Below are 24,051 nucleotides of genomic sequence, written 5' to 3'. Positions count from 1 at the left end.
TGGCCATGCTGGGGGGAGTGTTGTGTTGCAGAGGAAATATGCCCTTCTTTTCGCCGCGGCGCTCGTTTTATCCGGCTGCGGCCAGGAGGATGGCACGAGCCGGACGGTGGAGATGATCAATGCGGACGGCGATCCGATCGGTACGGTGGAATTGACGGAGCAAGCCGAAGGAGTGCGGTTGAAGCTCGATTTGGAAGGGCTTCCGCCGGGGGAGCGCGCCATTCATATTCATGAAAAAGGCAGCTGCCAGCCGCCTGATTTTCAGTCGGCGGGCGGGCATTACAACCCGGACGGGAAAAAGCACGGCCTTCTCCATCCGGAAGGGGCGCACGCCGGCGACTTGCCGAACATTATTGTAAAAGACGATGGCACGGTCAACGTCGAACTGACGGCGCCGAACGTGACGCTAAAAGAAGGGGAAAAAGGATCGCTGTTGACGAAAGACGGCACGTCGATCGTCATTCACGCCAAGAAAGACGACGGCATGACCCAGCCGGCGGGAGATGCCGGCGGGCGCATCGCCTGCGGGGAAATCAAGTCGTCATGAAACAAGGGGCTCGCGTGAGAGCCCCTTGTTTCATGGCCGGCACCGGAAGGCCGCCATCCCGGCGCGCCGCTTAGTTGGCAAGCAAGGCGGCCCGCGCCGTTTTTTTCGGCTTGCCGTGCCTTTTTCTTTGGCAGCTGCGCCGGAAAGCGGCTTTTCGTCGGCGCCGGCCGCGGCGGTTGTGTCCCGAAAGGGGGGCGGCGTCAGGCATTCACCTGCTTCCCCTTCCGTTACTGCCCGCCCAGCGCCACGGTCAATCGCCGCAGCCCTTCTTCGAGTGTCGGGCGCGGGCAGGCAACGTTCAGACGGATGAAGCCGGTTCCTTCCTCCCCGAATTTGCTGCCGAACTCAACGGCCAGTTTTCCTTTTTCCAGAAGCCGCCGTTTCAACTCCGCTTCCGGGAGGCCGAGGCCGCGGCAGTCGATCCAGACGAGATATGTCGCCTGCGGCCGGACGGGGCGAAGCGCCGGCAGGCGGTCGGCTAAATAGGCGGCGGTCATGCCGATGTTTTCCCGTAAATAAGCCAGCAAGGCGTCGAGCCACGGCCCGCCGTATCGGTACGCGGCTTCGGCCCCGACAACGGCGAACGCATTCAACGTAAAAAAGCCGTGCCGATGCTGAACGCGGTGGAACGCCCGGCGCCGCGAATCGTCGGGAATGACCGCTTCGGCCGCCTGCAAGCCGGCCAAGTTGAACGTTTTCGTCGGCGCGCGGAAGGTGGCGCTTTGCGCCGCGAATTCGGGGCGAAGCGCGGCAAACGGCACATGCCGGTGCGGCGGCAGCGTCAAATCGGCGTGAATTTCGTCCGATAAGACGAAGACGCCGTGCTTCAGGCACAGCTCCCCGAGCCGCTGCAGGTCTTCGTTCGTCCACACTTTGCCGCCCGGGTTATGCGGGTGGCAAAGGATGAGCAGCTTCGCTCCGGGCAGTTTTCGCTCCAAGTCGTCCCAGTCGATGGCGTAGTTCTCTTTCGTCAACTGAAGCGGACTGGAGCGGAGCGTGCGGCCGTGGCGGCGAACGAGATCAAACAGCGGACGATAGACCGGGGAAAAGACGACGACGCCATCCCCCGGTTCGGAAAACGCCTCAATGGCGGCGGAGACCGCCGGCACGACACCGTGGGCAAACACGAGCCACTCCGGGTCGATTTCCCAATCGTGACGGCGTTTGAGCCATTCGCACACCGCGTCGTTCAACGAATCGGGAATAACCGTGTAGCCAAACACCCCGTGCTTGACCCGCTGCCATAACGCTTCTTGCACCTCGGCCGGCGCCGGAAAATCCATATCGGCGACCCACATCGGCCAGACGTCTTCGTGGCCGAACACCCGCTCAACGTCATCCCATTTCACCGATGACGTGCCCCGGCGCTCAATCACGCGGTCAAATGAAAACATTGTTGCATCTTCTCCCTTCTTTTTTTAAAATCGATCGCTTATAATTTGTTATATCACATATCTAAGGAAAGAAGGTGGATGGCGGCGCATGGACGGACAACGATTGAACCGGCTGCTTCTTGAGACCGTTGGCGCCTGGGATCCGTTCGGCTGCGGAAACGGCGCGTACGAGGTGGAGGCGATCGACGTGCTTCAGGCCGTATACGACACGGATGATGCCCGCAAGCTCGCTGCCCGTATTCAGTCTATATATGAATTCGCCTTTGACAAGCCCATTCCTTTTCGCGACTGTCTAAAACTCGCCGGCCGGCTGCTCGAGCTGAAACAAAGCGCGTCTTGTTCGTTAACGTCATGACGCCCATCAGCCGGGCGGCTGATCCGGTGAAACCGTTCAAGTGGAGGGATGTTCCGTGAAACTGAGCGATAAAGAACTGGAAATTATCGAAATATTGGAAAAAGATGCGCGAACCCCGATCGATGTGCTGGCGAAAATGATCGATTTACCGGTAGACGAAACGGAAGCGCTCGTAAAAAAATTGGAAGAAGCGAAAGTGATCGTCCAGTATACAGCGCTCGTCGACTGGCACAAGGCGGACGGCCATGAAGGGGTGACAGCGATGATCGATGTGAAAGTGACCCCGAAGCGCGGCGTCGGCTTTAATGAGGTGGCGGAGCGCATTTACCGTTTTCCGGAAGTGAAATCGGTGTATTTAATGTCCGGCGCCTACGATTTGTCGGTCGTCATTGAAGGACGGTCGATGACGGAAGTGGCCCAATTCGTTTCCGAGAAACTGTCGACGCTTGATTCCGTCATTTCGACGACAACCCATTTCATTTTAAAAAAATATAAGCATGACGGTATCATCTTTGACCAAGGAGATCAAGATCGCCGCATCGTGGTGGCGCCATGAAGCCGCAAACGAGAAAAACGTATGTGTCGGAAACGGTCGCAGGCTTGAAGCCGTCCGGCATCCGCCGCTTTTTTGATCTCGCCTCCGGCATGGAGGGCGTCATTTCGCTTGGCGTCGGCGAGCCGGACTTTGTCACATCGTGGGGCATCCGGGAGGCGAGCATTTTGTCGCTCGAGCAAGGCTATACATCGTATACAGCAAACGCCGGGCTGCCTGAGCTGCGCCAGGAAATTGCCGCCTATTTGCGCCGCAAGTTTCGCGTCTGCTATCGGCCGGAGACGGAAATTTTGGTGACGGTCGGGGCGAGCCAGGCCATTGATTTGGCGCTCCGGGCGATTGTGGACCCGGGCGATGAAGTGATCGTGGTCGAACCGAGCTTCGTCGCTTACGAGCCGCTCGTCGTGCTCGCCGGCGGGACGCCGGTGTCCGTTCGGACGTCCGGCGCTGACGGGTTTCAACTCAATTTGGCGCAGTTGGAGCAGGCGATTACCGAACGGACGAAGGCGGTTGTGATTTGTTCGCCGAACAACCCAACCGGAACGGTATTCAGCCCGGCCGAGCTTGAAGCGCTCGCCCGCCTGGCCGAGGCGCATGATTTGCTTGTCATTGCCGACGAAATTTACGCCGAGCTGACGTATGAAGGCGAGTATATGAGCATGGCCGCCGTTAACGGCATGCGCGAACGGACGATTTTGATTTCCGGTTTTTCGAAAGGATTTGCGATGACCGGGTGGCGGCTTGGCTTTGCTGCCGCGCCGGAAGACATTTTGCAGGCGATGTTGAAAATCCATCAATACGCGATGATGTGCGCGCCGACGATGGCGCAATACGGTGCCCTTGAAGCGCTCCGCAACGGGGAGCACGATGTCGAGCAAATGCGCAACAGCTATCGGCGGCGGCGCAACTATTTCGTTGCCTCGCTCAATGAAATCGGGCTGCCATGCCACGTGCCGGGCGGTGCGTTTTACGCGTTTCCGTCCATTCGCCATACCGGTTTGACGTCCGAACAGTTCGCCGAACAGCTGCTTTTGGAAGAAAAAGTGGCTGTTGTCCCCGGCAACGTCTTCGGCCAAAGCGGGGAAGGCTATATTCGCTGTTCGTACGCTTCGTCGCTTGAACAGCTGCAAGAAGCTGTTAAACGAATGAAACGGTTTTTGGAACGCCTGTAACCGATGATGTTCCGCCTTGGGCGGAACATCTTTTTTTGGGTTTTCCCTTTCGGTTATGTTATAATACAGAAACGATGAATCTAACCAATAGGAGTGTTTTGCTTGTCAACGATGAAACGAGGAACGATTGCGAAAGGGAAGGTGACGGGCATTCAGCCATATGGCGCGTTCGTCCAGCTTGAGGACGGCATGCAAGGATTAATTCATATTTCGGAAATCTCTCATCAATTTGTGAAAGATGTGCGTGAGTATGTCAATGTCGGTGACGAAGTGACCGTCAAAGTGCTTGATGTCGACTATAAGGCGGGGCGGGCGAGCTTATCCTTAAAGGCGCTCGAACCGGGCGGGGAGAAGGAAAAGCGCCAGGCGCGCATGAAAATGCCCCTTGAGCCCGGTTTTCGCCCGTTGAAAGAAAAATTGCGTGAATGGATTGAGCAATCAAAGAAGGAAGATTTACCGAAAAAATAAGACACCCACCGCCAGGCGGTGAGTGTCCCGCGTTATGTGCGCGTTGCTTTCGGTTCAGTGCGCTCCAGCTCTTCGGCCGGTTTGAACAGCAGCGCTAAGTTGATCAGGCCGGCGATGCCGACGAGGCTGTAAATAATGCGCGACCAGACGGCGTCTTGGCCGCCGAAAATGGCCGCGACCAAATCAAATTGAAAAAATCCAATCAGTCCCCAGTTGATCGCGCCAATAATCGTCAACAACAAGGCAATGCGCTGCCATGCTCCCATCATGTACGCCTCCTTTGGACATTTTCTTCATTCACTTATAGAATGGGTCACCACGGTGGAAAATATGCATGATTTGTCGCCGAAGCGTCCGGCTTTACATCAATGGCGGGCATCGCCATAATAGAGGCAAAAGGAGGAAGATACATATGCAACATTTTACGTTTCGCAACCCGACGAAACTCATTTTCGGACGGGGGGAGATTGAGCAGCTGAAGCAAGAAGTGCCGCAGTACGGCAAAAACGTGCTGCTCGTTTACGGCGGCGGCAGCATCAAACGGAGCGGCTTGTACGATCAAGTGATCAACATATTGGCAAGCATCGGCGCCAAGGTCACGGAGCTGCCGGGCGTTGAGCCGAACCCGCGCGTTTCGACCGTCCGCAAAGGGGTGGACATTTGCCGGCGCGAAGGGATTGAGTTTTTGCTGGCAGTCGGCGGCGGCAGTGTCATCGATTGTACGAAAGCGATCGCGGCCGGGGCGAAATTTGACGGCGATCCGTGGGAGTTTATTACGAAAAAAGCGCCCGTCCATGAAGCCTTGCCGTTTGGAACGATCTTGACACTGGCGGCGACCGGCTCGGAAATGAACGCCGGTTCAGTGATCACGAACTGGGAGACAAAAGAAAAATACGGCTGGGGAAGCCCGGTGACATTTCCGCAGTTTTCGATTTTGGACCCGACGTATACGATGACGGTTCCGAAAGACCAAACCGTTTATGGCATCGTCGATATCATGTCGCATGTGTTTGAGCAATATTTCCACCATGTACCGAACACGCCGCTGCAAGACCGGATGTGCGAAGCGGTGCTCAACACCATCATCGAGACGGCGCCGAAGCTGGTCAACGACTTGGAAAACTACGAGCTGCGCGAGACGATCATGTACTCGGGCACGATCGCCTTAAACGGATTTCTGCAAATGGGCGTGCGCGGCGACTGGGCGACGCACGATATTGAGCATGCCGTTTCCGCGGTGTACGACATTCCGCACGGCGGCGGTTTGGCGATTTTGTTTCCGAACTGGATGAAGCACGTTTTGGACGAAAACGTGAGCCGCTTCGCCCAGCTCGCAGTGCGCGTCTTCGGAGTCGACCCGGCCGGAAAAGCGGAGCGCGATGTGGCGCTTGAAGGCATTGAACGGCTGCGCGCCTTCTGGTCAAGCCTTGGGGCGCCCTCGCGGCTGGCGGATTACGGCATCGGGGATGACAAGTTGGACCTTATGGCCGACAAAGCCATGGCGTTCGGTGAGTTCGGCCGTTTCAAGACACTGAACCGCGACGACGTGCGCGCCATTTTGCGCGCCTCTTTATAAGAACCTTTACAAGCCGGCCCAACAGTGAGGCCGGTTTTTTCGATGGCGGCCGCACCGCAACAACGGTTTCCCGCTGATCGCTTCGCCTCGGGAAAGACCATGGCGCATTGGCTGCCGGGGAAAGCGATATGGCGCGGCGAAAATTGTCGGAATTGAATCCGCTTTCGACTAGGGGCGTCGCTTGATTTCCCTTGTCCGTTCCGCTAAAGTGAAAGAAGGCAATGATTATGGAAGAGGAGGCGGAATTGGATGACCCATATTCGTTTCGATTATTCGAAAGCCCTCGCCTTTTTTGGCGAACATGAACTTACATACTTGCGCGATGCGGTGAAAGTCGCGCACCACTCGCTCCATGAAAAAACGGGCACCGGAAGCGACTTTTTAGGCTGGCTCGATTGGCCGGTCGATTACGACAAAGACGAATTTGCCCGCATCAAGCAGGCGGCGAACAAGATTCAATCAGACTCCGATGTCCTTCTTGTGATCGGCATCGGCGGCTCGTACCTCGGGGCGCGCGCGGCGATTGAGATGCTGCATCACTCGTTCTATAACGCCTTGCCGAACGAAAAGCGAAACGCGCCGCAAATCATCTTCGTCGGCAACAACATCAGTTCGACGTACATGAAAGACGTGATCGATTTTCTAGAAGGAAAAGAGTTCTCGATCAACGTCATTTCCAAATCAGGAACGACGACCGAACCGGCGATCGCCTTCCGCATTTTCCGCAAATTGCTCGAAGACAAATACGGCAAAGACGAAGCGCGCCGCCGCATTTACGCGACGACCGACCGGGCGCGCGGCGCGTTGCGGACGCTTGCGGAGGAGGAAGGGTATGAAACGTTTGTCATTCCGGACGACATCGGCGGCCGCTATTCGGTGCTGACCGCCGTCGGGCTGCTGCCGATTGCCGCGAGCGGCGCGGACATTGACGCGATGATGGAAGGGGCGGCGAAAGCGCGCGATGATTTCAGCTCCTCGGAGCTTGAGGACAACGCCGCCTACCAATACGCCGCCATCCGCAACATTTTGTACAACAAAGGGAAAACGATCGAGCTGCTTGTAAACTACGAACCGGCCTTGCACTATTTCGCCGAATGGTGGAAGCAATTGTTTGGCGAAAGCGAAGGGAAAGACCAAAAAGGGATTTACCCGGCGTCGGCCGACTTTTCGACCGACTTGCATTCGCTCGGCCAATACATTCAAGAAGGCCGCCGCGATTTGTTTGAAACGGTGCTGAAACTCGAAGAGCCGCGCCATGAATTGGTCATCGAAGCGGAAGACAACGACCTTGACGGACTCAACTATTTGGCGGGACAAACGGTCGATTTCGTCAACACGAAAGCGTTCGAAGGGACGCTGCTCGCCCATACCGACGGCGGCGTGCCGAACTTGGTCGTCACCTTGCCGAAGCTCGATGAATACACGTTCGGCTACCTCGTCTACTTCTTTGAAAAAGCGTGCGCCATGAGCGGCTATTTGCTCGGCGTCAACCCGTTCGACCAGCCGGGTGTCGAGGCGTACAAGAAAAACATGTTCGCCCTTTTGGGCAAACCAGGGTATGAGCAGCTGAAAGAAGAGCTGGAAAAACGGTTGAAATGACAACGCGGTTCACCGCTGTCCGCCATGCCGCGGCGCGCCCCAAACGGCGGAAAAAGCGCCTCTTCCCTTTTGCGGGGGAAGAGGCGTTTTTTATGGCCTGACCCCGTCGTGAACCGGCCGTCCGGCGCCCGGGCGCGTCTATATCGCCCCTGCCGTTTTTCGCCAGGCGTCTGAAGCCGCCGCGGGCAAATAATTGCCGCCAAACGGGAAACGATAAAAAGAAAGGAGCATTCCCGTTAGGAGCTTTTCCGGGGACTTGATCAAAAAAAGCCCTCTTGGTATGATGCAGGGGTGCCAAACAATACCTACCATCATGCCAAGGAGGACTTCAGATGAATTGTACACAAAATCAGAAAATCAATCAAGTCACGGAACACACATTGGTCGTGGGCATCGATATCGCGAAACGAACCCACTACGCCTGCTTCGTGGATGACCGGGGGCGCGTGCTTCGCAAGTCGTTCCCGATCTTCCAGTCGAAAGAGGGGTTTCAACAGCTGTATGAAGCGATTCAGGAGGGGAGGAAAGCGTTCGGGAAGTCACAGGTGATCGTCGCTGTGGAGCCGACCGGGCACTACTGGTTGAACCTGGCCTACTTCCTCGAGGAAAACGGGATCCCGCTGGTCATGGTCAACCCGGCGCATGTGTGCCGGTCGAAAGAACTCGATGACAACCTGCCGACGAAACACGACGCCAAAGACGCCCTGGTCATCGCCAGGCTGGCGAAAGACGGGCGATTCCTCGTCCCCCGGCTGCTGCACGAGATCGAAGCGGATTTGCGCGTCGGGAGCACGCTCAAAGAGAAGCTCCGGAAGGAACAGGCGGCGGTGAAAAACGCGATCATCCGTTGGACGGATCGGTATTTTCCAGAGTTTTGGACCGTGTTTCGCGACCTGGGGAAAACAGCGCTGGCGGTGCTGGAGTGGACGCCGCTTCCGGCCGATATGGCGGGTCGGACCGCCGAGGAGCTTCTGGAGGCGTACCGGCAAAGCGAAGGGCTGAAATGCCCGCAGAAAGCGAAAATTCAGGCGTTGATCGACGCCGCGAAGGGCTCGATTGGGGTGACGGAAGGGACGACGATGGCCCGGTTTGAGATCGCCGCGCTCGTCCGCCAATACCGCCAGTTCGAGGCCGAAATCGCAGCGTTGGACGCCGAGTTGAAGGCATTGGTTCAAACAACGATGGAGTATCAATGGCTGAAAACGGTCGACGGGTTGGGAGATGCCACGATCATCGATCTGCTGGCGGAGATCGGCAGTTTTGCCCACTATCGGGACCCGCGTCAATTGGTGAAGTTGGCGGGCCTGACGCTCAAGGAGAACTCCTCCGGCCAGCGCAAAGGGCAAAAGCACATCTCGAAGCGGGGACGGAAACGGCTGCGATCGGTGCTGTTTCGGGCGGTGATTCCGCTGATCCGGCACAATGAGGCGTTTCGCGAGCTGCATGAGTACTATACGACCCGGCCCGTCAACCCGCTGACCGGAAAGCAGTCCATCGTCGCGTTATGCCGAAAGCTGTTGAATGTGCTGTTTGCGATTTGCACGAAGAAACAAGCGTTTGACGCGGAGCGAATGAGGCAGGACGTCTTGTCCCATGTTCCACACCGGGCGGCCTAAGGCCTCCCCCCACGAACGGAAGAAGTGTTGGACAACAGGATGACACCGGAGAAGCTGGCGTGATCTCATCCATTCGACCTCGAGTCCCGAAAGGAGCTTGGCCGGCCTCCGCCTGATGACGAGACCGAACGAGGGAATGTTGGCGCAAAGACGCCCGGAGACATGGGAGGGTTCGTCCTCATCAGCGATGCGGAGATCCAAGGGTGCATCGAATACACTTCCTCCCACGTCAGGAAAATGGATCCAGGCGTGGCCGCGAAGCGCACCCTAGGTCTGTAAGATATCCACAAAATTGAAAAAGGATGTAAGGGATTTTGTCGAAAAATATTTTTTCGGCACCCCTGAGAGGCCGAAAAGCCTTGATATATCAACATTTCTAGAGGGAGGGGTTGTCGATGATTGAACTTCCATCCCGTTTGGAAGGAAAACAATTTCAACTGCATGATTTGGAAAGGCAATTAAAGCCGATGGGGTATGTGATCGGCGGCGGCTGGGATTACGATCATGGCTATTTCGATTACAAAATCGCGGATCATGTAGGCTACCAATTTTTGCGTGTGCCGTTTCAAGCGGTCGATGGGCAGCTTGATTCACATGGGACGACGGTGGAGCTCGGAAGGCCGTTTTTGCTTGCGCATAAATACCAAAGAGGGATTGACGATTTCGCCGATGTCGGCAACGCAGGAGCAGCGTTCAACCAGTTCGCTGAACCGCAAGACCCGGACGCGACCGTTCCGGAGCCGTACATTTCCGTCGGCAAAGCGCTCGTGCAAGAACTGGAGCGCCGCCTGCTCGATTAAGGAACGAACACGAACAGGCGGTCGCCCTCTTTAATGGGGCGTTGCGGCAAAACGGAAATGTTTCCGTTGTCGCCGCGGACGACGCCGAGCAATGTCACGTTTTGCTCGAATAGTTGCTGTTGCACGGTGTGAAACGGCTGTCCGATTTGTTGTTCGTCGGGATCGAGAAGACGGAGCGTTTGTTCGCCAAAGCGGCCGAGCATCCTTTCAAGCGCGCCGGCGACTCCCGGCGAGCGAAGGCTGGCCGCCATGGCGAAACTGGCCAACAAGTTTGTCCGAATCACTTCATCGGCCCCGGCGCGAAAGGCGTTTTGGACGTTTCGGCCGGTCAAAATTTCCACGATGGCGTACACCGACGGGTTCAGGCTTTTGGCGGCAAGCAGTGTGACGATCGTATCCTTATCCGCCTCCTCTTCCGCTTTGTGCGGGTCGGCGGTAATGAGCACAAACCGGGCATGGCTGATATTGGCCTTCTTCAGCACGGCATCATCGCCAGCCGGACCTTTAATAAAGTGAACGGGAACGTCCGGCATCGGATGGGACGGCACGGTGGCATCGACGAGCACAAAACGGAGCGAGGAGTCGCGCTGTACGAGGCGAGCCAACACTTCGCGCGCCCGCTCATTCCAGCCGACAATAATGGCATGTCCCCGCTCCGTATACGGAAGTTGCCCGCTCGTATGCGCCGTTTCCTGGGCGGCGGCCGCCGCGGAGACGGAAGCGAAGTAGGCGGTGATAATCCCGGTGCCAAGTGTGATGAGCACGATGGCGGCAAGTTTTCCGGCGATCGTTTTTGGCACGATATCGCCGTAGCCGATCGTGGCGGCGGTCACAATCGCCCACCAAATGCCGTCAAAGACGGTGCGAAACGTCTTCGGTTCAATGAGGCGCATGAGTGCGCCAAACAACACGATCATGGCGCTGGCAGCGGCAAACAGACGGAGAATAGCCGGCATCCGCCAATAGGAGACAAGCAAATCTTTCGTTTTCACCATCCATCCCTCTTTTCATCGCTTCCTTCTTTAGTGTGAACCATTTTTGCATAATCATTCCTGTTTCCACGCATACTAGGAAACGGAATGCGACAGAAAGGGGGAAAGCGGCGATGGAGATGAACCGCGTCAAACAAATCGTTTCATCCCCTGCCGATATTCCGGTGTACTACAACGGGGTGTCGGTGTGGATTGACGGGTATGACGAGGAAAAGCAAATGGCGACCGTCCACTTGCGCGACGGCCGGCTCAATGAGCGCCGGGACGTACCGGTTGCCGAGCTGAAGGAAGGGTAAAAACCCGCCTCCGATTGGGGGCGGATTTTTTTTCGGCCGCAAGCTGCAGCCGACATTGGAACACCCCATGCGCTCCGTCCCATCGTGCATCGGGCAGGGGGAAATGGGGGAGCGGACGCTCTGCCTTGAAGGACGTTCCTTTTTGACATCTGACCGTTTGGTCATTAACATATAGGTAGTGACTATGAAGTCAATATCAAATGGATCTCGAACCGAAGGGGAGAAGCGCGTGGGGAAAATCATTCAGTTTTCGCTCAACAACAAACTTGCTGTTTGGATTTTGACGATCATTGTCGCGGTCGCCGGGTTGTATTCAGGAGCGAACATGAAGCTCGAAACGATCCCGAACATTAACGTCCCGTTCATTTCCGTTTCGACAATCTATCCGGGGGCGACTCCGGAAGAAGTGGCCAAGAAGGTGACGGAACCGATTGAACAGCGGGTCGAGCATTTGGACGGGGTCACGGTTGTCCGCTCCTCTTCGTTTCAGCATGCGTCGTTTGTGCAAATTGAATATGAGTTCGATAAAGACATGGAAAGAGCGCAAAACGAAGTGAAAGAGGCGCTCGGTCATTTGGAGCTGCCCGACGGGGCGCAGGAGCCGGACGTTTCCCGGATCAGCTTTTCCGCGTTTCCGGTCATCTCCTTAAGCATCACCCATCCAAATGAATCGTTGGCCGAGCTGACGGAAACGGTCGAGCGCCATGTCGTTCCGGAATTGGAGGGCATTGACGGCGTCGATTCGGTGGAGGTCGCCGGCCAGCAAATGCAAGAAGTACATATTCAGTTTGATGAACAGAAGTTAAAGCAGTACGGGCTGACTGAACAGGCGGTCATCAACGTCATTCAAGCTTCCGCCGTTTCACTTCCGCTCGGGCTGTACACGTTTGCGGATCAGGAACAGTCGGTTGTCGTCGACGGCCGTATCGTGACGGTCGAGGACTTAAAAGCGCTCCGCATTCCGATTGCCTCTGCTAATGGAGCGCTGCCATCACCGATGGCAGGCGGCGAAGGAATGGGAGCGTCCGGCCAGATGCAAGGAATCACGTCAGGTCAAGGAGCATCGGCCCAAATGCAAGGCGCCGTTTCCGGCCGGCACGGACAGGCGATGGGGGGAGCGGGGGGCAGCGCTTTCGGCCAGACGGGTGCACCGTCCGTTCCGCTGCGCGACATTGCCGATGTGAACGTCGTCGCCAAAGCGGAATCGATTTCCCGGACAAACGGCGAGCCGTCGATCGGCGTGCAAATCGTCAAGGCGCAAGACGCCAATACGGTCGCGGTCGTCAACGCCGTCAAGGAAAAAATGAAAGAGCTCGAGGCGCGTTATGACGGTTTGCGCATCATCACCGTGTTTGACCAAGGAAAGCCGATTGAAGATTCGGTCGACACGATGGTAAACAAAGCGGTGTTCGGCGCCTTGTTTGCGGTCGTTGTCATCTTCGTATTTTTGCGCAATATCCGCACGACGTTCATTTCTGTCGTGTCCATTCCGCTGTCGCTGTTGATCGCGATTTTGCTGCTGCGGGAGATGGACATTACGCTCAATCTGATGACGCTTGGCGCCATGACGGTGGCGATCGGCCGCGTCGTCGACGATTCGATCGTCGTTGTGGAAAACATTTACCGGCGCATGACGCTGCCGGGTGAGCCGCTCGCCGGGAAAAAACTGATCATTTCGGCGACGAACGAAATGTTTATTCCGATCGCGTCGTCAACGATTGTGACGGTGGCGGTGTTTCTCCCGCTCGGATTGGTCAAAGGGATGGTTGGCGAGCTGTTTTTGCCGTTTGCGTTGACGATCGTGTTCGCCTTGCTCGCCTCGCTGCTTGTCGCCGTCACCGTCGTCCCGGCGCTCGCCCACGGGCTGTTTCGCCATGGCGCGGCAAGGAAACGCACCCGGGCGCCGGAACGGAAAAGCCTTTTGGCGGCCTGGTACAAAACGGCGCTCCGTTGGTCGCTTGACCATAAACTGATCGTCAGCGGCGCGGCCGTATTGCTGCTTGCGGCCAGCTTACTCCTCGTTCCGCGCGTCGGGGTCAGCTTCTTGCCGTCCGATGAACAAAAGATGATCGTCGCCACCTACAGTCCCGCCCCGGGGCAAACGGCCAATGACGTGGAGCGCATCGCCAAAGAAGTCGAGTCGTTTTTCCAAAAGCGCGACGGGGTGGCGAACATCCAACTGTCGGTCGGCGGGGGCAACCCGATGAACCCGGGACAAGACAATGCGGCGCTGTTTTATGTCGAGTATGATCCCGATGTGAAAAGCTTTGCCGAAGAGAAGGAAACGGTGATGAAGGCGCTTGAGGGGCGCGGCGACAAAGGGGAATGGCAAAGCCAAGATATTTCCGGCACAGGCGCCTCGAATGTCATTGAGCTCAACGTCTATGGCGATCAAATGGAAGACATCGAACCGGTTGTGGAGGAAGTGGCGGACATTTTGCGCCGCCAGGAAGCCTTGACAAATGTCAAAACAAGCATGGCCGCCCGGTTTGACGAATATACGATCATGGCCGACCAACAAAAACTAAGCGAATTCGGGCTGACGGCCGCCCAAATTGCCGCGGCTTTGTCCGGCCAAGGCGAACGCCAGGCGATTGCGACAGTCCAGCAACACGATGAAGAGCTCAACGTTTACGTGGCCGGCAAAAAAGAGCAATACACCGATATTCACGATTTGCTGAAGACAACGATCCCGTCGCCGCTTGGCATCCAAGTGCCGATCGAGGACGTGGCCGAGTTGAAAAAAGGGCATACGTACAGCGAAATTCAGCGCCATGACGGCCGCGTGTATGCGAGCGTATCGGCGGAGGTGAAAACGAAAGACGTCGCCAACGTGTCGGCGGACGTGCAAAACGAACTCGACAAGCTGCGCCTTCCGTCCGGTGTCGACGTCCGGATGGGAGGGGTGACGGAAGACATTCAAGAGTCGTTCACCCAGCTCGGGCTGGCGATGCTTGCGGCTGTCGCCATCGTCTATTTCGTGCTTGTCGTCACGTTTGGCGGCGGTCTGGCGCCGTTTGCGATTTTGTTCTCGCTGCCGTTTGCCGTCATCGGCGCGCTGTTGGCGCTGTTTGCCGCCGGCGAAACGATCAGCATATCGGCGATGATCGGCATGTTGATGTTGATCGGGATTGTCGTGACGAATGCGATCGTCTTGATCGACCGCGTCATCCAGAAAGAACGCGAAGGGCTGCCGGTGCGCGACGCCCTCTTGGAAGCGGCCGGCACGCGCCTGCGCCCGATTCTCATGACCGCCATCGCGACGGTCGGCGCCCTGCTGCCGCTGGCGGTCGGCATGGAAGGCGGGGCGTTGATTTCAAAAGGGCTAGGGGTGACGGTCATCGGCGGCTTGACGAGCTCGACGCTTCTCACGTTGATCATCGTCCCGATCGTCTACGAGACGCTGATGAAATGGCGGAAAAAAGAACCGGCCAAAAGCGAATAGCGGCGTTGCGCGCGCGAAAAGACCGCGGCCGCACAGGCGGCGCAAGCCCGGAACGGACCGGGCTTGCGCTTTATTTTTACCGGATGTCCGAACGGGAGCGGAAGGGCGTAATCCCGTGAGGAGGCGAGAGACGTTTTGGAAACGAGAGGAACGGTCCGGTCCATTCCGGTCGTTTGCCGGAATGACCCGGGAGGCCCCCGCGTCCACCATCGGCAAGGGGGAAGCGGCAGCAGTCCACTTCGCGCGGCGGCCGGGAAAACGGCTGGGCTAAGCGCGGTGCGGTAGGCAAGCCTGGGCGGGATCCGCCGCGGTCTTTGCCGCGGCGCGATGTTCAGACGAGAGAGCGTTTTTCGCCGCCGGATGCGGCTTTTTAGGAGGCGCCCCAAGCGGAAGCGCCCTTTTGTTACGGCGCGGCGTCCGGTTTCCCGTAAGCGGCGCGCCGTTCAGACGGAAGAAGACGGCCCGGCCATGCGGGCGGCGCGCGCTGTCAACAACAAGGCGCAGGCGAAAAAGAGCACATCGTCGACCGCATAGACGAGACGGTAGCCGCCAATGGCAAACAGCGCGCTCCCGACCATCGGGCCGAACGCCATGCCCATATAGCGGAAAAAATTGTAGACGCCGATGGCGGTCGAGCGCCGCGCCTGAAAGACGTTCGTCAACACGGTCGTCTGAACCGGAAGCGACAAGCCTAAAAACAAGCCGAACATGGCGATGGCCAAAACTAGCAGCACGAGCGACCGCCCGGCGACGATCACGAAAAAGAAAATCGCCGCCACCGTCAAATACGCCGCCGCCGCCATGACGTGCCGGTCCGGCCAGCGCCCTTGAAGGCGGCCGCCGAGGAAGCTGCCGATGACAATCATCGACGACATGGCCAAATACACCGTCCCTTTTTCTTGCGCCGACAACCCGTAGCGGTCCGTCAAGATGCCCGGCAAAAAGACGAGAAAATTGTACAGTGAGTAATATTGCATAAACCCAAGCAAAACGATCGACGAACCGGCGCGATGGCGGAGCACCGCGGCGAAGTCGGAGAGGCGGAACGGGGCGGAGGCGGCGGTGTCCGGCTTCGTTTCCTTTAAAAACAAAAAGTTGCCGATGCCGACCAAACCGCCGGCGACAACGAGCGCCAAAAAGACGGCGTGAAACGGAAAATGCTCCGCCAACAATCCGCCGGCAATCGGCCCGATGACAGGCCCGAGCGACACCATCATTTGAAACGTCCCCATCGCCCTGCCCCGCTCTTTCCCGGCAAACAAATCGCCGATCACCGTAGCGGCGACGACCGAACCGGCGGCGATGCCGACGGCCTGCAAGGCGCGGAAACACAAAAGCGCATAAATGGAGGTGGAGAAAAAGCAGCCGAGCGAGGCGGCGACGTAGATGCCGACGCCGGCAAGCAACACCGTCCGCCGCCCTTTCCGGTCGGCGAGCGGCCCGTAGACGATTTGCATCATCGCCAAGAAAAAAGTGAAAATGGAAATCGTCAAGTTGATCCAAAACGAAGAAGTCGCCAACGCGGCTGTCACTTCTGGTAAAATAGGAGTGTAAATCGTCTGTGTAAACGGGCCGAGAAAGGCGGCAAGCGAGACGAGATAGACGACAAGCTGGCGTTTCATGTCGTTCTCCTTTCTTTGTGTTTGTACATAGTTATGATTATACTCTCGGTTTTTTCGCTTTTGGAACTGAAATGCGCTGCGAAAAAAGCGGCTTTGGACGCGAAAAAGGAATCGAAAAGGGGGATTTCGGATGGAACAATGGGTGATCCGCGATGCGACGGCGGCCGATTTGCCGCACATCGTCCGCATCTACAACGAAACGATCCCAAGCCGGATGGTGACGGCGGACTTGGAGCCTGTCACCGTTGAAAGCCGTGAAGCGTGGTTTGCAGCCCATGACCCGCACCACCGCCCACTTTGGGTCGTGGAAGACGGCGGCGCCATTTGCGCCTGGCTCAGCTTTCAGTCGTTTTACGGCCGCCCGGCGTACCGCCATACGGCGGAAGTGAGCATTTACATCGCCGAATCGCACCGCGGCCGGGGGCTTGGCACCACGCTGCTCAAGCGGGCGATCGACCAAGCGCCGGCTCTTGAGATCAAGACGCTGCTCGGCTTTGTTTTCGCCCATAACGAGCCGAGCTTGCGGCTTTTTGCCCGCTTCGGGTTTGAACGATGGGGATATTTTCCGCGCATCGCTGAGCTTGACGGCATCGAACGCGATTTAGTCATCGTCGGCAAACGGCTTGTATAGAATGGCGCCGGATGGGGCACGGATAATTATGACAATGCCAAGGAAAGAGGGAATGACATGAACGTCATGCCGATTCGGCTGTTTACGATTCAAGATGGCGAAGGATTTGTCGCCGACGCCTTTCAATGCCCGGTGACCGGCAACTTGATTTACAAATCGTCCGGCACGCCGTCGGTCATCGCGTATACCGATCTGACCGATGGGCAAATCATGCGCCTCGAAAAATACGGCTTTCGCCGGCTTGAGGCAGCGAAAGGGCGAATTGCCGGTGATGACGCCGCCCTTGAAGAGCTGCTTCCGAAACAATAGCGGCGGGTTGTCCCGCAGCCTGCACCAAAACAGCCTGTCCACACCGGACAGGCTGTTTCATTGACGGGGCCGAGACGCGGGCGGTCGGGCGTTTCGAGCCGCCATCGTCCGCCCGCACCGGTCATGTCCTCCGGCGGACGAGCCAATAGAGCGCGGCCGCCGCCAACAAACCAAACAACGTATAAACAACGGGATGGCCCGCGCGGTCTTTCGGCGCCGCCTCTTGATCGGAAGCGGACGGTTGATCGGCGCGCTGGCTGTCAGCAGACGGACGATCGGCGGACGGGCTGTCAGCGGGCGCCTCGTTTGCCGGCTTGTTGCCTTCAGGCCGCCTGTCATCAGGCGGCTGGCCCGCCCCGTTCGGCGTTGGCTTTTCATCCGCCTCGCCCTTTCCGTACATGCCCGCCCCCGTCCGTTTCGCCTCGTCCAGCGCGGCGCGGACGCGGTCTTCGTATTTGTAATCGCCATAGTCATAAAAGTCTTCCACCAATCCCGCTTTGGCGATCTCCTCTTGCAGCAGGCGGCCGTCCACCCACACCCAGGCGAGCAGCCGCTGGTACTTGTCAAACAACGTCTTCCCGTCCGTCTCAAGCGCAATGCCGCCTTTTTGCAGGCGGGAGCAGGTGAACTGGCTCGCCTCTTTTCCATACGGCTCGACGTCGATCGTGCTTTCCGGCGTATCGATGAACAAAAAGCGCGTCGTATACACGCGGCCGTTGAGGCGAAATTTCGCCGTGTCGCCATCAATGCACTCGACAAGTTCAGCTTGATACGTGCGCCCGAGCCGAATCGTCGCTTCGTCCTCGTTCCCGCCGAGCGCATGGCCGTCGAGGTCAATGCGGTCAGGGGTGAGGTTCCGCTTGCATCGTTCATTGCCGTTGTATTTCTGAATCAGTTCGACAAGTTCTTCTTTCGTTTTCGCCTGTTTCGCGAGCGCAGTCGGTTCATGCAGCAAGTACGTGCAGTCGCTGTTGCGGAAATGTCCGCCCAATTCATCCAGCTCGCCAGGATGGGCGGCCGCATAGATCGGAACTACCATCACCAAACAACAAACGATCATGATCATCATTCGCCTCATCACGATCCCCCTCGCCAACATGTGCCGTCAAGCCGCGCCGGCTCGTTTCAAAGCCTAAATGCCGAACGGACCTTTCCGCTTGCAATCGGCGATTTTCACCCTTTTTTCCTTCCTTTTCTTCTTCCGATTAGGCAAAAATCGCGATTTTCACGCTCTTGCATCATTTGCTGCGGCGTCAAAGAAAGTTTATCAAAAAAATGGAACGTTTATAAAGAACTTTCACGTTGAAAGGGAAGGAGAGGGAGCGAATGGGGAAATTGCTTTTGGATGACCAACCGTTAATCGTGTTGCCGCAACTCGCTGTGGCGATCGGGCTGAACGAAAGCATCATCGTGCAGCAGCTGCACTATTGGCTTGAAAAAAGCGAGCACATTCACGACGGCCATCGCTGGGTGTACAACACATACAGCGACTGGCATCAACAGTTTCCGTTCTGGTCGGAAAGCACCATCCGCCGAATGATCACCAAACTGGAAAAAATGGGCGTCATCGTTTCGGCCAACTTCAATCGTTCCAAAATCGACAAAACGAAATGGTACCGGATCGACTACAGCCAACTCGCCGAAGTCACGAAACATTTGGCGGGCGAAAAATGTGAACAGACGCTTGACGGCGCCGCTGCAACGGTGTCGCACAGCGCGGCGGCCGTTCGTGAGGATGTTTTGAGCCGTCAAGGCGGCGGGCGTCGCGCCCAAAATGGCGCCTCGAGCGCCCAACTTGAACAGACGACGGGCCAAATGGACCGTTCGTCCGCGCAACATGAGCCGTCCAGCTGGTCAGATGAGACGGTCGAAGCGCTCAATTTGACAAGACCAATACCAGAGACAACAACAGAGAGGACATCAGAGAGAAAACGAGAAGAGGAAGAAGACGCGCGCGTGCGCACGTACAAAGAGATTGTCCGTTTCTGTGAGCAAAACGGGTTTGGAGCCATCGGCGGGTATTTGCGGGAAAAAATCAATATGTGGGTGGGCGATACGTCGGAGGAATTGGTTTTAGAGGCGCTGAAACTCGCGGTGGAAAACGATGCAAAACGATGGGCGTACGTCGAAACGGTCTTGCGCGACTGGGCCGACAAAGGGTACCGCACCGTCGGCGAAGTGCGCGCCGCGCGGCTTGTGTTTCGGGAACAGCGGCTGAAACAACGATCCGCCCCTTCCCCATCCGACGGCGGCCGGCCGGTGCGAAAACCGATCCGCACCGAGATTGTGCCTGACTGGCTGAACATGGATTACAGCACGCCGGAAGACGACGACTTTGACGTCGAACAGGCGCGCCGCGAGCTCGAGGAGCGGTTGAAAACATACAAAACCGGCCCGAACGGGTGAGATCGATGGCCAGGGGGGGGGCGGGGGAATCGGAGCACCGTTTGCGCATGCCTTCCTATTCGAGGGGGAGCCGTTTCCCGAACGCGCATCAGGCTTGCCCGCCTAGAACGTGAAACCCATTGCCTGGGCGTGCTGATCCCGCCGCGGGGAAAGGCGGAATGTCAAGAATTTGACGCCCTCTAAACGGCCCAAGCCTTGGTAGTGCCATAGCGCCGAAAGAAGTCTCTCGTTCAAAACGAAGTGGAAGCGGAAGGGAAGTTCGGCTGTCTGTTGCGCTTGTTGAGCGGTTTGGTTGTTCGAAACGGAGTGAAAGCCGGAGGGGAGTTCGGCTCGAATCGCACATCGCGGGGGCATAGGGATGGCCCGCCCCATTTCCTGTCAAAGACAGCCCGCGCCTTCCGCCTCCAGGCGCAGGCGGCGGGACAATGCCGCGGGGTGACGGTTCATGGCCGTTTCCTGAGATCAGAAAAACAAAAAACCCTTGCTGCGCAAGGGTTTGACGGATGGAGCATACCGGGCTCGAACCGGTGACCTTCGCGCTGCCAGCACGACGCTCTCCCAACTGAGCTAATGCCCCGAACGATATGGATCATCTGTCCATGTTCCATTATATATAGTTTGGCGGCTGTTTGCAATCTTTTTTCATCAGCCGCTTTCAATATCGACATGGACGACGGCGTCAATGGAGCGAATGGCGTAATAAATGTCGGCGGTCGAGCGCTTTTGGTCAATGACGGCTTTTAATTTCAGCAGATGCTCATTTTCCTCAACGTCTTTAATGCGGATCGTTTTAATATTGATGCGCTGCTGTTTTAAGTGGTCAATCACTTTGGCGATGTTTTTCGCATCATCGACTGTAATTTGCAGCATCACCTCTTTTTCGCGCAGTTGCTTCGGACCGAAAAAGTTGATTAAAAATGGAATGAGTTCGACGCTGACAATAAGCAGCGCCACACCGAACGCCGACTCCCAATAAAAGCCCGCGCCGACCGCCACGCCAATCCCTGCCGCCCCCCAAATGATCGCGGCGGTCGTCAGCCCGGTGATGCTGTCGTTGCCGCGGCGCAAAATGACGCCCGCTCCGAGGAACCCAACCCCGGATACGATTTGCGCGGCAAGGCGGAGCGGGTCCATTGTAATATGATCCCGGGACGGGAAAATGTACGCCGACTCGATTGAGACGATGGTCAACAAACAACTGGAAATGGAGATCACAAGACACGTTTTCAACCCGACCGGTTTTCGTTTCAATTCCCGTTCCAACCCGATAATGAGTCCAAGGATGGCGGAAATCCCTAATTTGAGGAACGGATCAAACATCATTTTTTCTCACTCCGTTCGTGATATAATGGTTGAGAAAACGATAGGTAAGGAGATGGAAATATGAAGCCGCCAAGCACGGCGAAATCGTATGCTGCGTTATTGATCGGCGCGCTCGCGGTGTCGACATCGGCCATTTTCGTCAAATGGTCGGCGGCGCCGTCGGCCGTCATTGCGTTTTACCGGCTCTTTTTCGCGGTTGTCATCATGACGCCGTTTTTTCTTCGCCATATCCACGAACTGAAGCACATTTCCCGGCGTGACTGGTGGTTTTCGATTTGTTCCGGGGTGTTGCTTGCATTCCATTTTATTCTTTGGTTTGAGTCGCTTGACTATACATCGGTAGCGAGCTCGGTTGTGCTCGTGACGCTGCAGCCGCTGTTCGCTTTTGCGGGCGGAGCGCTCTTTTTCCGCGAGCGGTTGACGGCAGGCGCGCTCGCAAGCGCCGTTTTGGCGATTGCCGGAAGCGTCTTGATCAGCTGGGGCGATTTTCGCGTCAGCGGCGAAGCGCTCTATGGGGACATGTTGGCGTTGGTGGCGTGCGCGATGGTGACGGCGTACTGGCTGTTCGGCCAGGAAGTGCGCCAACGGTTGTCCCTCATGACGTATACGTATATCGTGTACAGCTTCAGTGCGGCTACGCTGTTTTTGTACGCCGTCTTGTCCCGGTTTTCGCTAACCGCCTACCAACCGGCCGACTGGCTTTGTTTTCTCGCCTTGGCGGTTGTCCCGACGTTGTTTGGCCACTCGGTGATGAACTGGGCCGTCAAATGGGTGAGCGCCTCGACGGTGTCGATGGCGATTTTGTTTGAACCGATTGGCGCGGCAGCTTTGGCATATTGGCTGCTCGATGAACCGATCCGCCTGTTTCAATGGATCGGTGGTATTTTTATTTTAACAGGAATCGGACTGTATTTGTGGGAGAAAAACGAAAAAGGGCCGCTAACGATACAAGAAAGCAGCGGACCCTAACGTCCCAGCGATCCATGGCAGGCGGCGAAGCGGCAGACGAAATTCATCGAAGTTGCGGGCGAATTGGGACAAATAAAGAAAATTCACCTGCGTAATGTGCGGCAGAAGGTAGGCGGACTTTGTCGCCCCCCGTTTTCGCCTTCGGTTGAGCGCAGCGATGATGCCGTCCGCTGTCTCGATGCCGATGCCATGTCCGTAAAACAAGCCATCGCCCAAGTAAATGGTGTTCTCTCCTTGCCATTGCGGTGTCAGCGGATCAACGTCCGGGTTTTTAAAATAAAGGCAGTCCCCAGGGAGAAAGTGTTCTCCCTTTTTCGTTTCGATGCCGAGGTCTTTGTCCGTATGCCAGTCATACAGAAGCAAATGGGCAAACAAACGATTGAACGCTGACACGTCAATCACCTCAAGCACCGCTTTATAAAAAACGATGACGATCGCCGTCGCGCACTCAAAAGCGTACAATTCGCTGTTGACAAAAATATCGTTAATGGCGTCAGACGGAAGAACGTCTGGCCGAAGCCGAAATCCTCCGCGCTCATCCCGCTCCCAAAACTGGCTGTTGCAGCGTGAAAAACGGAAAATGGCAAACCGCGCCCGGCTTTTCGCCAAGTCGACCGCCGCTTGGACGATGTGGCTGCGAAGTTTAATTTCAAACAGGAGCTGCTGTTCATTTTGGTACGTATATAGTTCGGGGGAAGACACAAGGGCGTGCAAAATGCGCTGTTCGCCGGGCGAAAGCGAGGACGAGTCGGCAACGTGAAAACCGGACGGAGATGACAAGATGCGAATCAACGCCAAGATGCCTCCTTCAAGAAAGTGGGGATCAAGTGAGCGATATATTATTGAAATGTATGCATCCGCCGCTGCGTGTATTCGTCTGTTTTAGGAAAACGAGTTGCCAAGGCGGCGGGCGGCGCATTCCCATCATGAATCGAACGAAAAATGGGGATGACAGCGATGTCGCAAAAAAAAATAAAAAAGGTATTGCATTTTTGTTTTTGAGGTGATATAGTAAATAACGTCGCTGCTCGGACGAACGGTTCGGACGCGACGGGCAAGAAAAAAACCGTTGACATCAAAAGGATGTTATGCTAATATAAAGAAGCTGCTTGCGAGAGACAAGTTAGTGTGGAAATGAAATCCCTTGTATCCAAGCAGTGCGATCGTTCCTTGAAAACTGAACGAAACGAAGCGCGAGCGTTTCGACACCTTCGGTGTCGACGCTAATGAAGCCAATCAACTTTCTTTTGGAGAGTTTGATCCTGGCTCAGGACGAACGCTGGCGGCGTGCCTAATACATGCAAGTCGAGCGGACCGAATCGGAGCTTGCTCTGGTTTGGTCAGCGGCGGACGGGTGAGTAACACGTGGGCAACCTGCCCGCAAGACCGGGATAACTCCGGGAAACCGGAGCTAATACCGGATAACACCGAAGACCGCATGGTCTTCGGTTGAAAGGCGGCCTTTGGCTGTCACTTGCGGATGGGCCCGCGGCGCATTAGCTAGTTGGTGAGGTAACGGCTCACCAAGGCGACGATGCGTAGCCGGCCTGAGAGGGTGACCGGCCACACTGGGACTGAGACACGGCCCAGACTCCTACGGGAGGCAGCAGTAGGGAATCTTCCGCAATGGACGAAAGTCTGACGGAGCGACGCCGCGTGAGCGAAGAAGGCCTTCGGGTCGTAAAGCTCTGTTGTGAGGGACGAAGGAGCGCCGTTTGAACAAGGCGGCGCGGTGACGGTACCTCACGAGAAAGCCCCGGCTAACTACGTGCCAGCAGCCGCGGTAATACGTAGGGGGCGAGCGTTGTCCGGAATTATTGGGCGTAAAGCGCGCGCAGGCGGTCCTTTAAGTCTGATGTGAAAGCCCACGGCTCAACCGTGGAGGGTCATTGGAAACTGGGGGACTTGAGTGCAGGAGAGGAGAGCGGAATTCCACGTGTAGCGGTGAAATGCGTAGAGATGTGGAGGAACACCAGTG

General features: G+C 56.7%; 23 protein-coding genes, 1 tRNA gene and 1 rRNA gene (1 of these 25 only partly in view). 17 read left to right on the top strand and 8 right to left on the bottom strand.

Going from position 1 to position 24,051, the window contains the following annotated elements; genetic code table 11:
• Positions 1–22: 22 nt before the first annotated feature.
• Positions 23–547 carry a superoxide dismutase family protein gene (locus tag M493_RS14205; protein WP_023817724.1) on the top strand — a complete coding sequence of 175 codons (525 nt, stop codon included), beginning with the start codon at positions 23–25 and terminating at the stop codon, positions 545–547.
• 227 nt (positions 548–774) lie between these two features.
• On the opposite strand, the gene M493_RS14200 is transcribed toward M493_RS14205, so the two are convergent.
• Positions 775–1,941 (bottom strand): MalY/PatB family protein, encoded by a 1,167-nt coding sequence (locus M493_RS14200; RefSeq protein WP_020961056.1) that lies wholly within the window; start codon positions 1,939–1,941, stop codon positions 775–777.
• An 88-nt stretch (positions 1,942–2,029) separates the two neighbouring features.
• Here M493_RS14200 and M493_RS14195 point away from each other — a divergent pair, with 88 nt between their 5' ends.
• The 4 genes from M493_RS14195 to yugI all read left to right on the top strand — a co-directional run bounded on the left by M493_RS14195 (position 2,030) and on the right by yugI (position 4,489).
• Positions 2,030–2,296, top strand: coding sequence for a DUF1871 family protein (locus M493_RS14195; RefSeq protein ID WP_020961055.1), 267 nt, complete (start codon positions 2,030–2,032; stop codon positions 2,294–2,296).
• 55 nt (positions 2,297–2,351) lie between these two features.
• Positions 2,352–2,852, top strand: coding sequence for an Lrp/AsnC family transcriptional regulator (locus M493_RS14190; protein ID WP_020961054.1), 501 nt, complete (start codon positions 2,352–2,354; stop codon positions 2,850–2,852).
• Complete coding sequence (locus M493_RS14185; protein WP_020961053.1) at positions 2,849–4,021, top strand: aminotransferase; 1,173 nt, start codon at positions 2,849–2,851, stop codon at positions 4,019–4,021. Before M493_RS14190 ends, M493_RS14185 begins: the two co-directional genes overlap by 4 nt.
• A gap of 102 nt (positions 4,022–4,123) precedes the next feature.
• Positions 4,124–4,489 carry a S1 domain-containing post-transcriptional regulator GSP13 gene (yugI, locus tag M493_RS14180; protein WP_020961052.1) on the top strand — a complete coding sequence of 122 codons (366 nt, stop codon included), beginning with the start codon at positions 4,124–4,126 and terminating at the stop codon, positions 4,487–4,489.
• 32 nt (positions 4,490–4,521) lie between these two features.
• Here the strand turns inward: yugI and M493_RS14175 are convergent, their stop codons facing one another.
• Positions 4,522–4,755, bottom strand: a complete 234-nt coding sequence (locus tag M493_RS14175; protein WP_020961051.1) for a DUF378 domain-containing protein — start codon at positions 4,753–4,755, stop codon at positions 4,522–4,524.
• Between the two features lie 146 nt (positions 4,756–4,901).
• Between M493_RS14175 and M493_RS14170 the strand changes: the two genes are divergently transcribed.
• The 4 genes from M493_RS14170 to M493_RS14155 all read left to right on the top strand — a co-directional run bounded on the left by M493_RS14170 (position 4,902) and on the right by M493_RS14155 (position 10,080).
• The gene (locus M493_RS14170; protein WP_020961050.1) at positions 4,902–6,065 is read left to right on the top strand and encodes an iron-containing alcohol dehydrogenase; all 1,164 of its coding nucleotides are present in this window, start codon (positions 4,902–4,904) and stop codon (positions 6,063–6,065) included.
• A gap of 249 nt (positions 6,066–6,314) precedes the next feature.
• Positions 6,315–7,664 carry a glucose-6-phosphate isomerase gene (locus M493_RS14165; protein ID WP_020961049.1) on the top strand — a complete coding sequence of 450 codons (1,350 nt, stop codon included), beginning with the start codon at positions 6,315–6,317 and terminating at the stop codon, positions 7,662–7,664.
• 332 nt (positions 7,665–7,996) lie between these two features.
• Positions 7,997–9,280 carry an IS110 family transposase gene (locus tag M493_RS14160; protein ID WP_020959148.1) on the top strand — a complete coding sequence of 428 codons (1,284 nt, stop codon included), beginning with the start codon at positions 7,997–7,999 and terminating at the stop codon, positions 9,278–9,280.
• Between the two features lie 395 nt (positions 9,281–9,675).
• On the top strand, positions 9,676–10,080 hold the full coding sequence (locus M493_RS14155) for a YugN-like family protein (RefSeq protein ID WP_020961047.1): 405 nt from the start codon (positions 9,676–9,678) through the stop codon (positions 10,078–10,080).
• On the opposite strand, the gene M493_RS14150 is transcribed toward M493_RS14155, so the two are convergent.
• Positions 10,077–11,072: a potassium channel family protein gene (locus tag M493_RS14150; protein WP_041268000.1), complete on the bottom strand. Its 996-nt coding sequence runs from the start codon at positions 11,070–11,072 to the stop codon at positions 10,077–10,079. The genes M493_RS14155 and M493_RS14150 overlap by 4 nt on opposite strands.
• A 113-nt stretch (positions 11,073–11,185) precedes the next feature.
• On the opposite strand from M493_RS14150, the gene M493_RS14145 reads away from it, so the two are divergent.
• The 3 genes from M493_RS14145 (at position 11,186) to M493_RS18565 (ending at position 15,098) form a co-directional block, all read left to right on the top strand.
• Positions 11,186–11,368, top strand: a complete 183-nt coding sequence (locus M493_RS14145; RefSeq protein WP_020961045.1) for an H-type small acid-soluble spore protein — start codon at positions 11,186–11,188, stop codon at positions 11,366–11,368.
• 229 nt (positions 11,369–11,597) lie between these two features.
• On the top strand, positions 11,598–14,813 hold the full coding sequence (locus M493_RS14140) for an efflux RND transporter permease subunit (protein ID WP_020961044.1): 3,216 nt from the start codon (positions 11,598–11,600) through the stop codon (positions 14,811–14,813).
• Between the two features lie 135 nt (positions 14,814–14,948).
• Positions 14,949–15,098, top strand: coding sequence for a hypothetical protein (locus tag M493_RS18565; RefSeq protein ID WP_158413369.1), 150 nt, complete (start codon positions 14,949–14,951; stop codon positions 15,096–15,098).
• Between the two features lie 158 nt (positions 15,099–15,256).
• Here the strand turns inward: M493_RS18565 and M493_RS14135 are convergent, their stop codons facing one another.
• Positions 15,257–16,435 (bottom strand): MFS transporter, encoded by a 1,179-nt coding sequence (locus M493_RS14135; RefSeq protein ID WP_020961042.1) that lies wholly within the window; start codon positions 16,433–16,435, stop codon positions 15,257–15,259.
• A 130-nt stretch (positions 16,436–16,565) separates the two neighbouring features.
• On the opposite strand from M493_RS14135, the gene M493_RS14130 reads away from it, so the two are divergent.
• Positions 16,566–17,066: a GNAT family N-acetyltransferase gene (locus tag M493_RS14130; RefSeq protein WP_020961041.1), complete on the top strand. Its 501-nt coding sequence runs from the start codon at positions 16,566–16,568 to the stop codon at positions 17,064–17,066.
• Between the two features lie 57 nt (positions 17,067–17,123).
• Positions 17,124–17,375, top strand: coding sequence for a hypothetical protein (locus M493_RS14125; protein ID WP_020961040.1), 252 nt, complete (start codon positions 17,124–17,126; stop codon positions 17,373–17,375).
• Positions 17,376–17,496: 121 nt separating this feature from the next.
• On the opposite strand, the gene M493_RS14120 is transcribed toward M493_RS14125, so the two are convergent.
• Positions 17,497–18,453: a thermonuclease family protein gene (locus M493_RS14120; protein WP_020961039.1), complete on the bottom strand. Its 957-nt coding sequence runs from the start codon at positions 18,451–18,453 to the stop codon at positions 17,497–17,499.
• Positions 18,454–18,701: 248 nt separating this feature from the next.
• Here M493_RS14120 and M493_RS14115 point away from each other — a divergent pair, with 248 nt between their 5' ends.
• Complete coding sequence (locus M493_RS14115) at positions 18,702–19,781, top strand: DnaD domain-containing protein (RefSeq protein ID WP_020961038.1); 1,080 nt, start codon at positions 18,702–18,704, stop codon at positions 19,779–19,781.
• Positions 19,782–20,285: 504 nt separating this feature from the next.
• On the opposite strand, the gene M493_RS14105 is transcribed toward M493_RS14115, so the two are convergent.
• Both M493_RS14105 and M493_RS14100 read right to left on the bottom strand, forming a co-directional pair.
• Positions 20,286–20,358: transfer RNA gene (locus M493_RS14105), tRNA-Ala, on the bottom strand.
• A 68-nt stretch (positions 20,359–20,426) separates the two neighbouring features.
• Complete coding sequence (locus M493_RS14100; protein ID WP_020961036.1) at positions 20,427–21,104, bottom strand: MgtC/SapB family protein; 678 nt, start codon at positions 21,102–21,104, stop codon at positions 20,427–20,429.
• Positions 21,105–21,164: 60 nt separating this feature from the next.
• On the opposite strand from M493_RS14100, the gene M493_RS14095 reads away from it, so the two are divergent.
• Positions 21,165–22,073 carry a DMT family transporter gene (locus tag M493_RS14095; RefSeq protein WP_020961035.1) on the top strand — a complete coding sequence of 303 codons (909 nt, stop codon included), beginning with the start codon at positions 21,165–21,167 and terminating at the stop codon, positions 22,071–22,073.
• Here the strand turns inward: M493_RS14095 and M493_RS14090 are convergent.
• Positions 22,044–22,865 (bottom strand): protein-glutamine gamma-glutamyltransferase, encoded by an 822-nt coding sequence (locus M493_RS14090; protein WP_041267997.1) that lies wholly within the window; start codon positions 22,863–22,865, stop codon positions 22,044–22,046. The genes M493_RS14095 and M493_RS14090 overlap by 30 nt on opposite strands.
• A gap of 452 nt (positions 22,866–23,317) precedes the next feature.
• Between M493_RS14090 and M493_RS14085 the strand changes: the two genes are divergently transcribed.
• Positions 23,318–24,051, top strand: a 16S ribosomal RNA gene (locus tag M493_RS14085); it runs 825 nt beyond the window's last position.

The organism is Geobacillus genomosp. 3 (assembly GCF_000445995.2).
In the GTDB taxonomy this organism is placed as follows: Bacteria; Bacillota; Bacilli; order Bacillales; family Anoxybacillaceae; genus Geobacillus.
The sequence above is the reverse complement of the archived record's forward strand: the minus strand, read 5'-3'. Positions and strand labels throughout refer to the sequence as shown.

Bases quoted from the DNA above. Each gene is read 5' to 3' on its own strand.
- M493_RS14130 (WP_020961041.1), top strand. From the start codon at position 16,566: ATGGAACAATGGGTGATCCGCGATGCGACGGCGGCCGATTTGCCGCAC.
- M493_RS14175 (WP_020961051.1), bottom strand. From the start codon at position 4,755: ATGGGAGCATGGCAGCGCATTGCCTTGTTGTTGACGATTATTGGCGCG.
- M493_RS14095 (WP_020961035.1), top strand. From the start codon at position 21,165: ATGAAGCCGCCAAGCACGGCGAAATCGTATGCTGCGTTATTGATCGGC.
- M493_RS14120 (WP_020961039.1), bottom strand. From the start codon at position 18,453: ATGAGGCGAATGATGATCATGATCGTTTGTTGTTTGGTGATGGTAGTT.
- M493_RS14185 (WP_020961053.1), top strand. From the start codon at position 2,849: ATGAAGCCGCAAACGAGAAAAACGTATGTGTCGGAAACGGTCGCAGGC.
- M493_RS14125 (WP_020961040.1), top strand. From the start codon at position 17,124: ATGAACGTCATGCCGATTCGGCTGTTTACGATTCAAGATGGCGAAGGA.
- M493_RS14155 (WP_020961047.1), top strand. From the start codon at position 9,676: ATGATTGAACTTCCATCCCGTTTGGAAGGAAAACAATTTCAACTGCAT.
- M493_RS14145 (WP_020961045.1), top strand. From the start codon at position 11,186: ATGGAGATGAACCGCGTCAAACAAATCGTTTCATCCCCTGCCGATATT.
- M493_RS14200 (WP_020961056.1), bottom strand. From the start codon at position 1,941: ATGTTTTCATTTGACCGCGTGATTGAGCGCCGGGGCACGTCATCGGTG.
- M493_RS14100 (WP_020961036.1), bottom strand. From the start codon at position 21,104: ATGATGTTTGATCCGTTCCTCAAATTAGGGATTTCCGCCATCCTTGGA.
- M493_RS14170 (WP_020961050.1), top strand. From the start codon at position 4,902: ATGCAACATTTTACGTTTCGCAACCCGACGAAACTCATTTTCGGACGG.
- M493_RS14165 (WP_020961049.1), top strand. From the start codon at position 6,315: ATGACCCATATTCGTTTCGATTATTCGAAAGCCCTCGCCTTTTTTGGC.
- M493_RS14195 (WP_020961055.1), top strand. From the start codon at position 2,030: ATGGACGGACAACGATTGAACCGGCTGCTTCTTGAGACCGTTGGCGCC.
- M493_RS14160 (WP_020959148.1), top strand. From the start codon at position 7,997: ATGAATTGTACACAAAATCAGAAAATCAATCAAGTCACGGAACACACA.
- M493_RS14115 (WP_020961038.1), top strand. From the start codon at position 18,702: ATGGGGAAATTGCTTTTGGATGACCAACCGTTAATCGTGTTGCCGCAA.
- M493_RS14135 (WP_020961042.1), bottom strand. From the start codon at position 16,435: ATGAAACGCCAGCTTGTCGTCTATCTCGTCTCGCTTGCCGCCTTTCTC.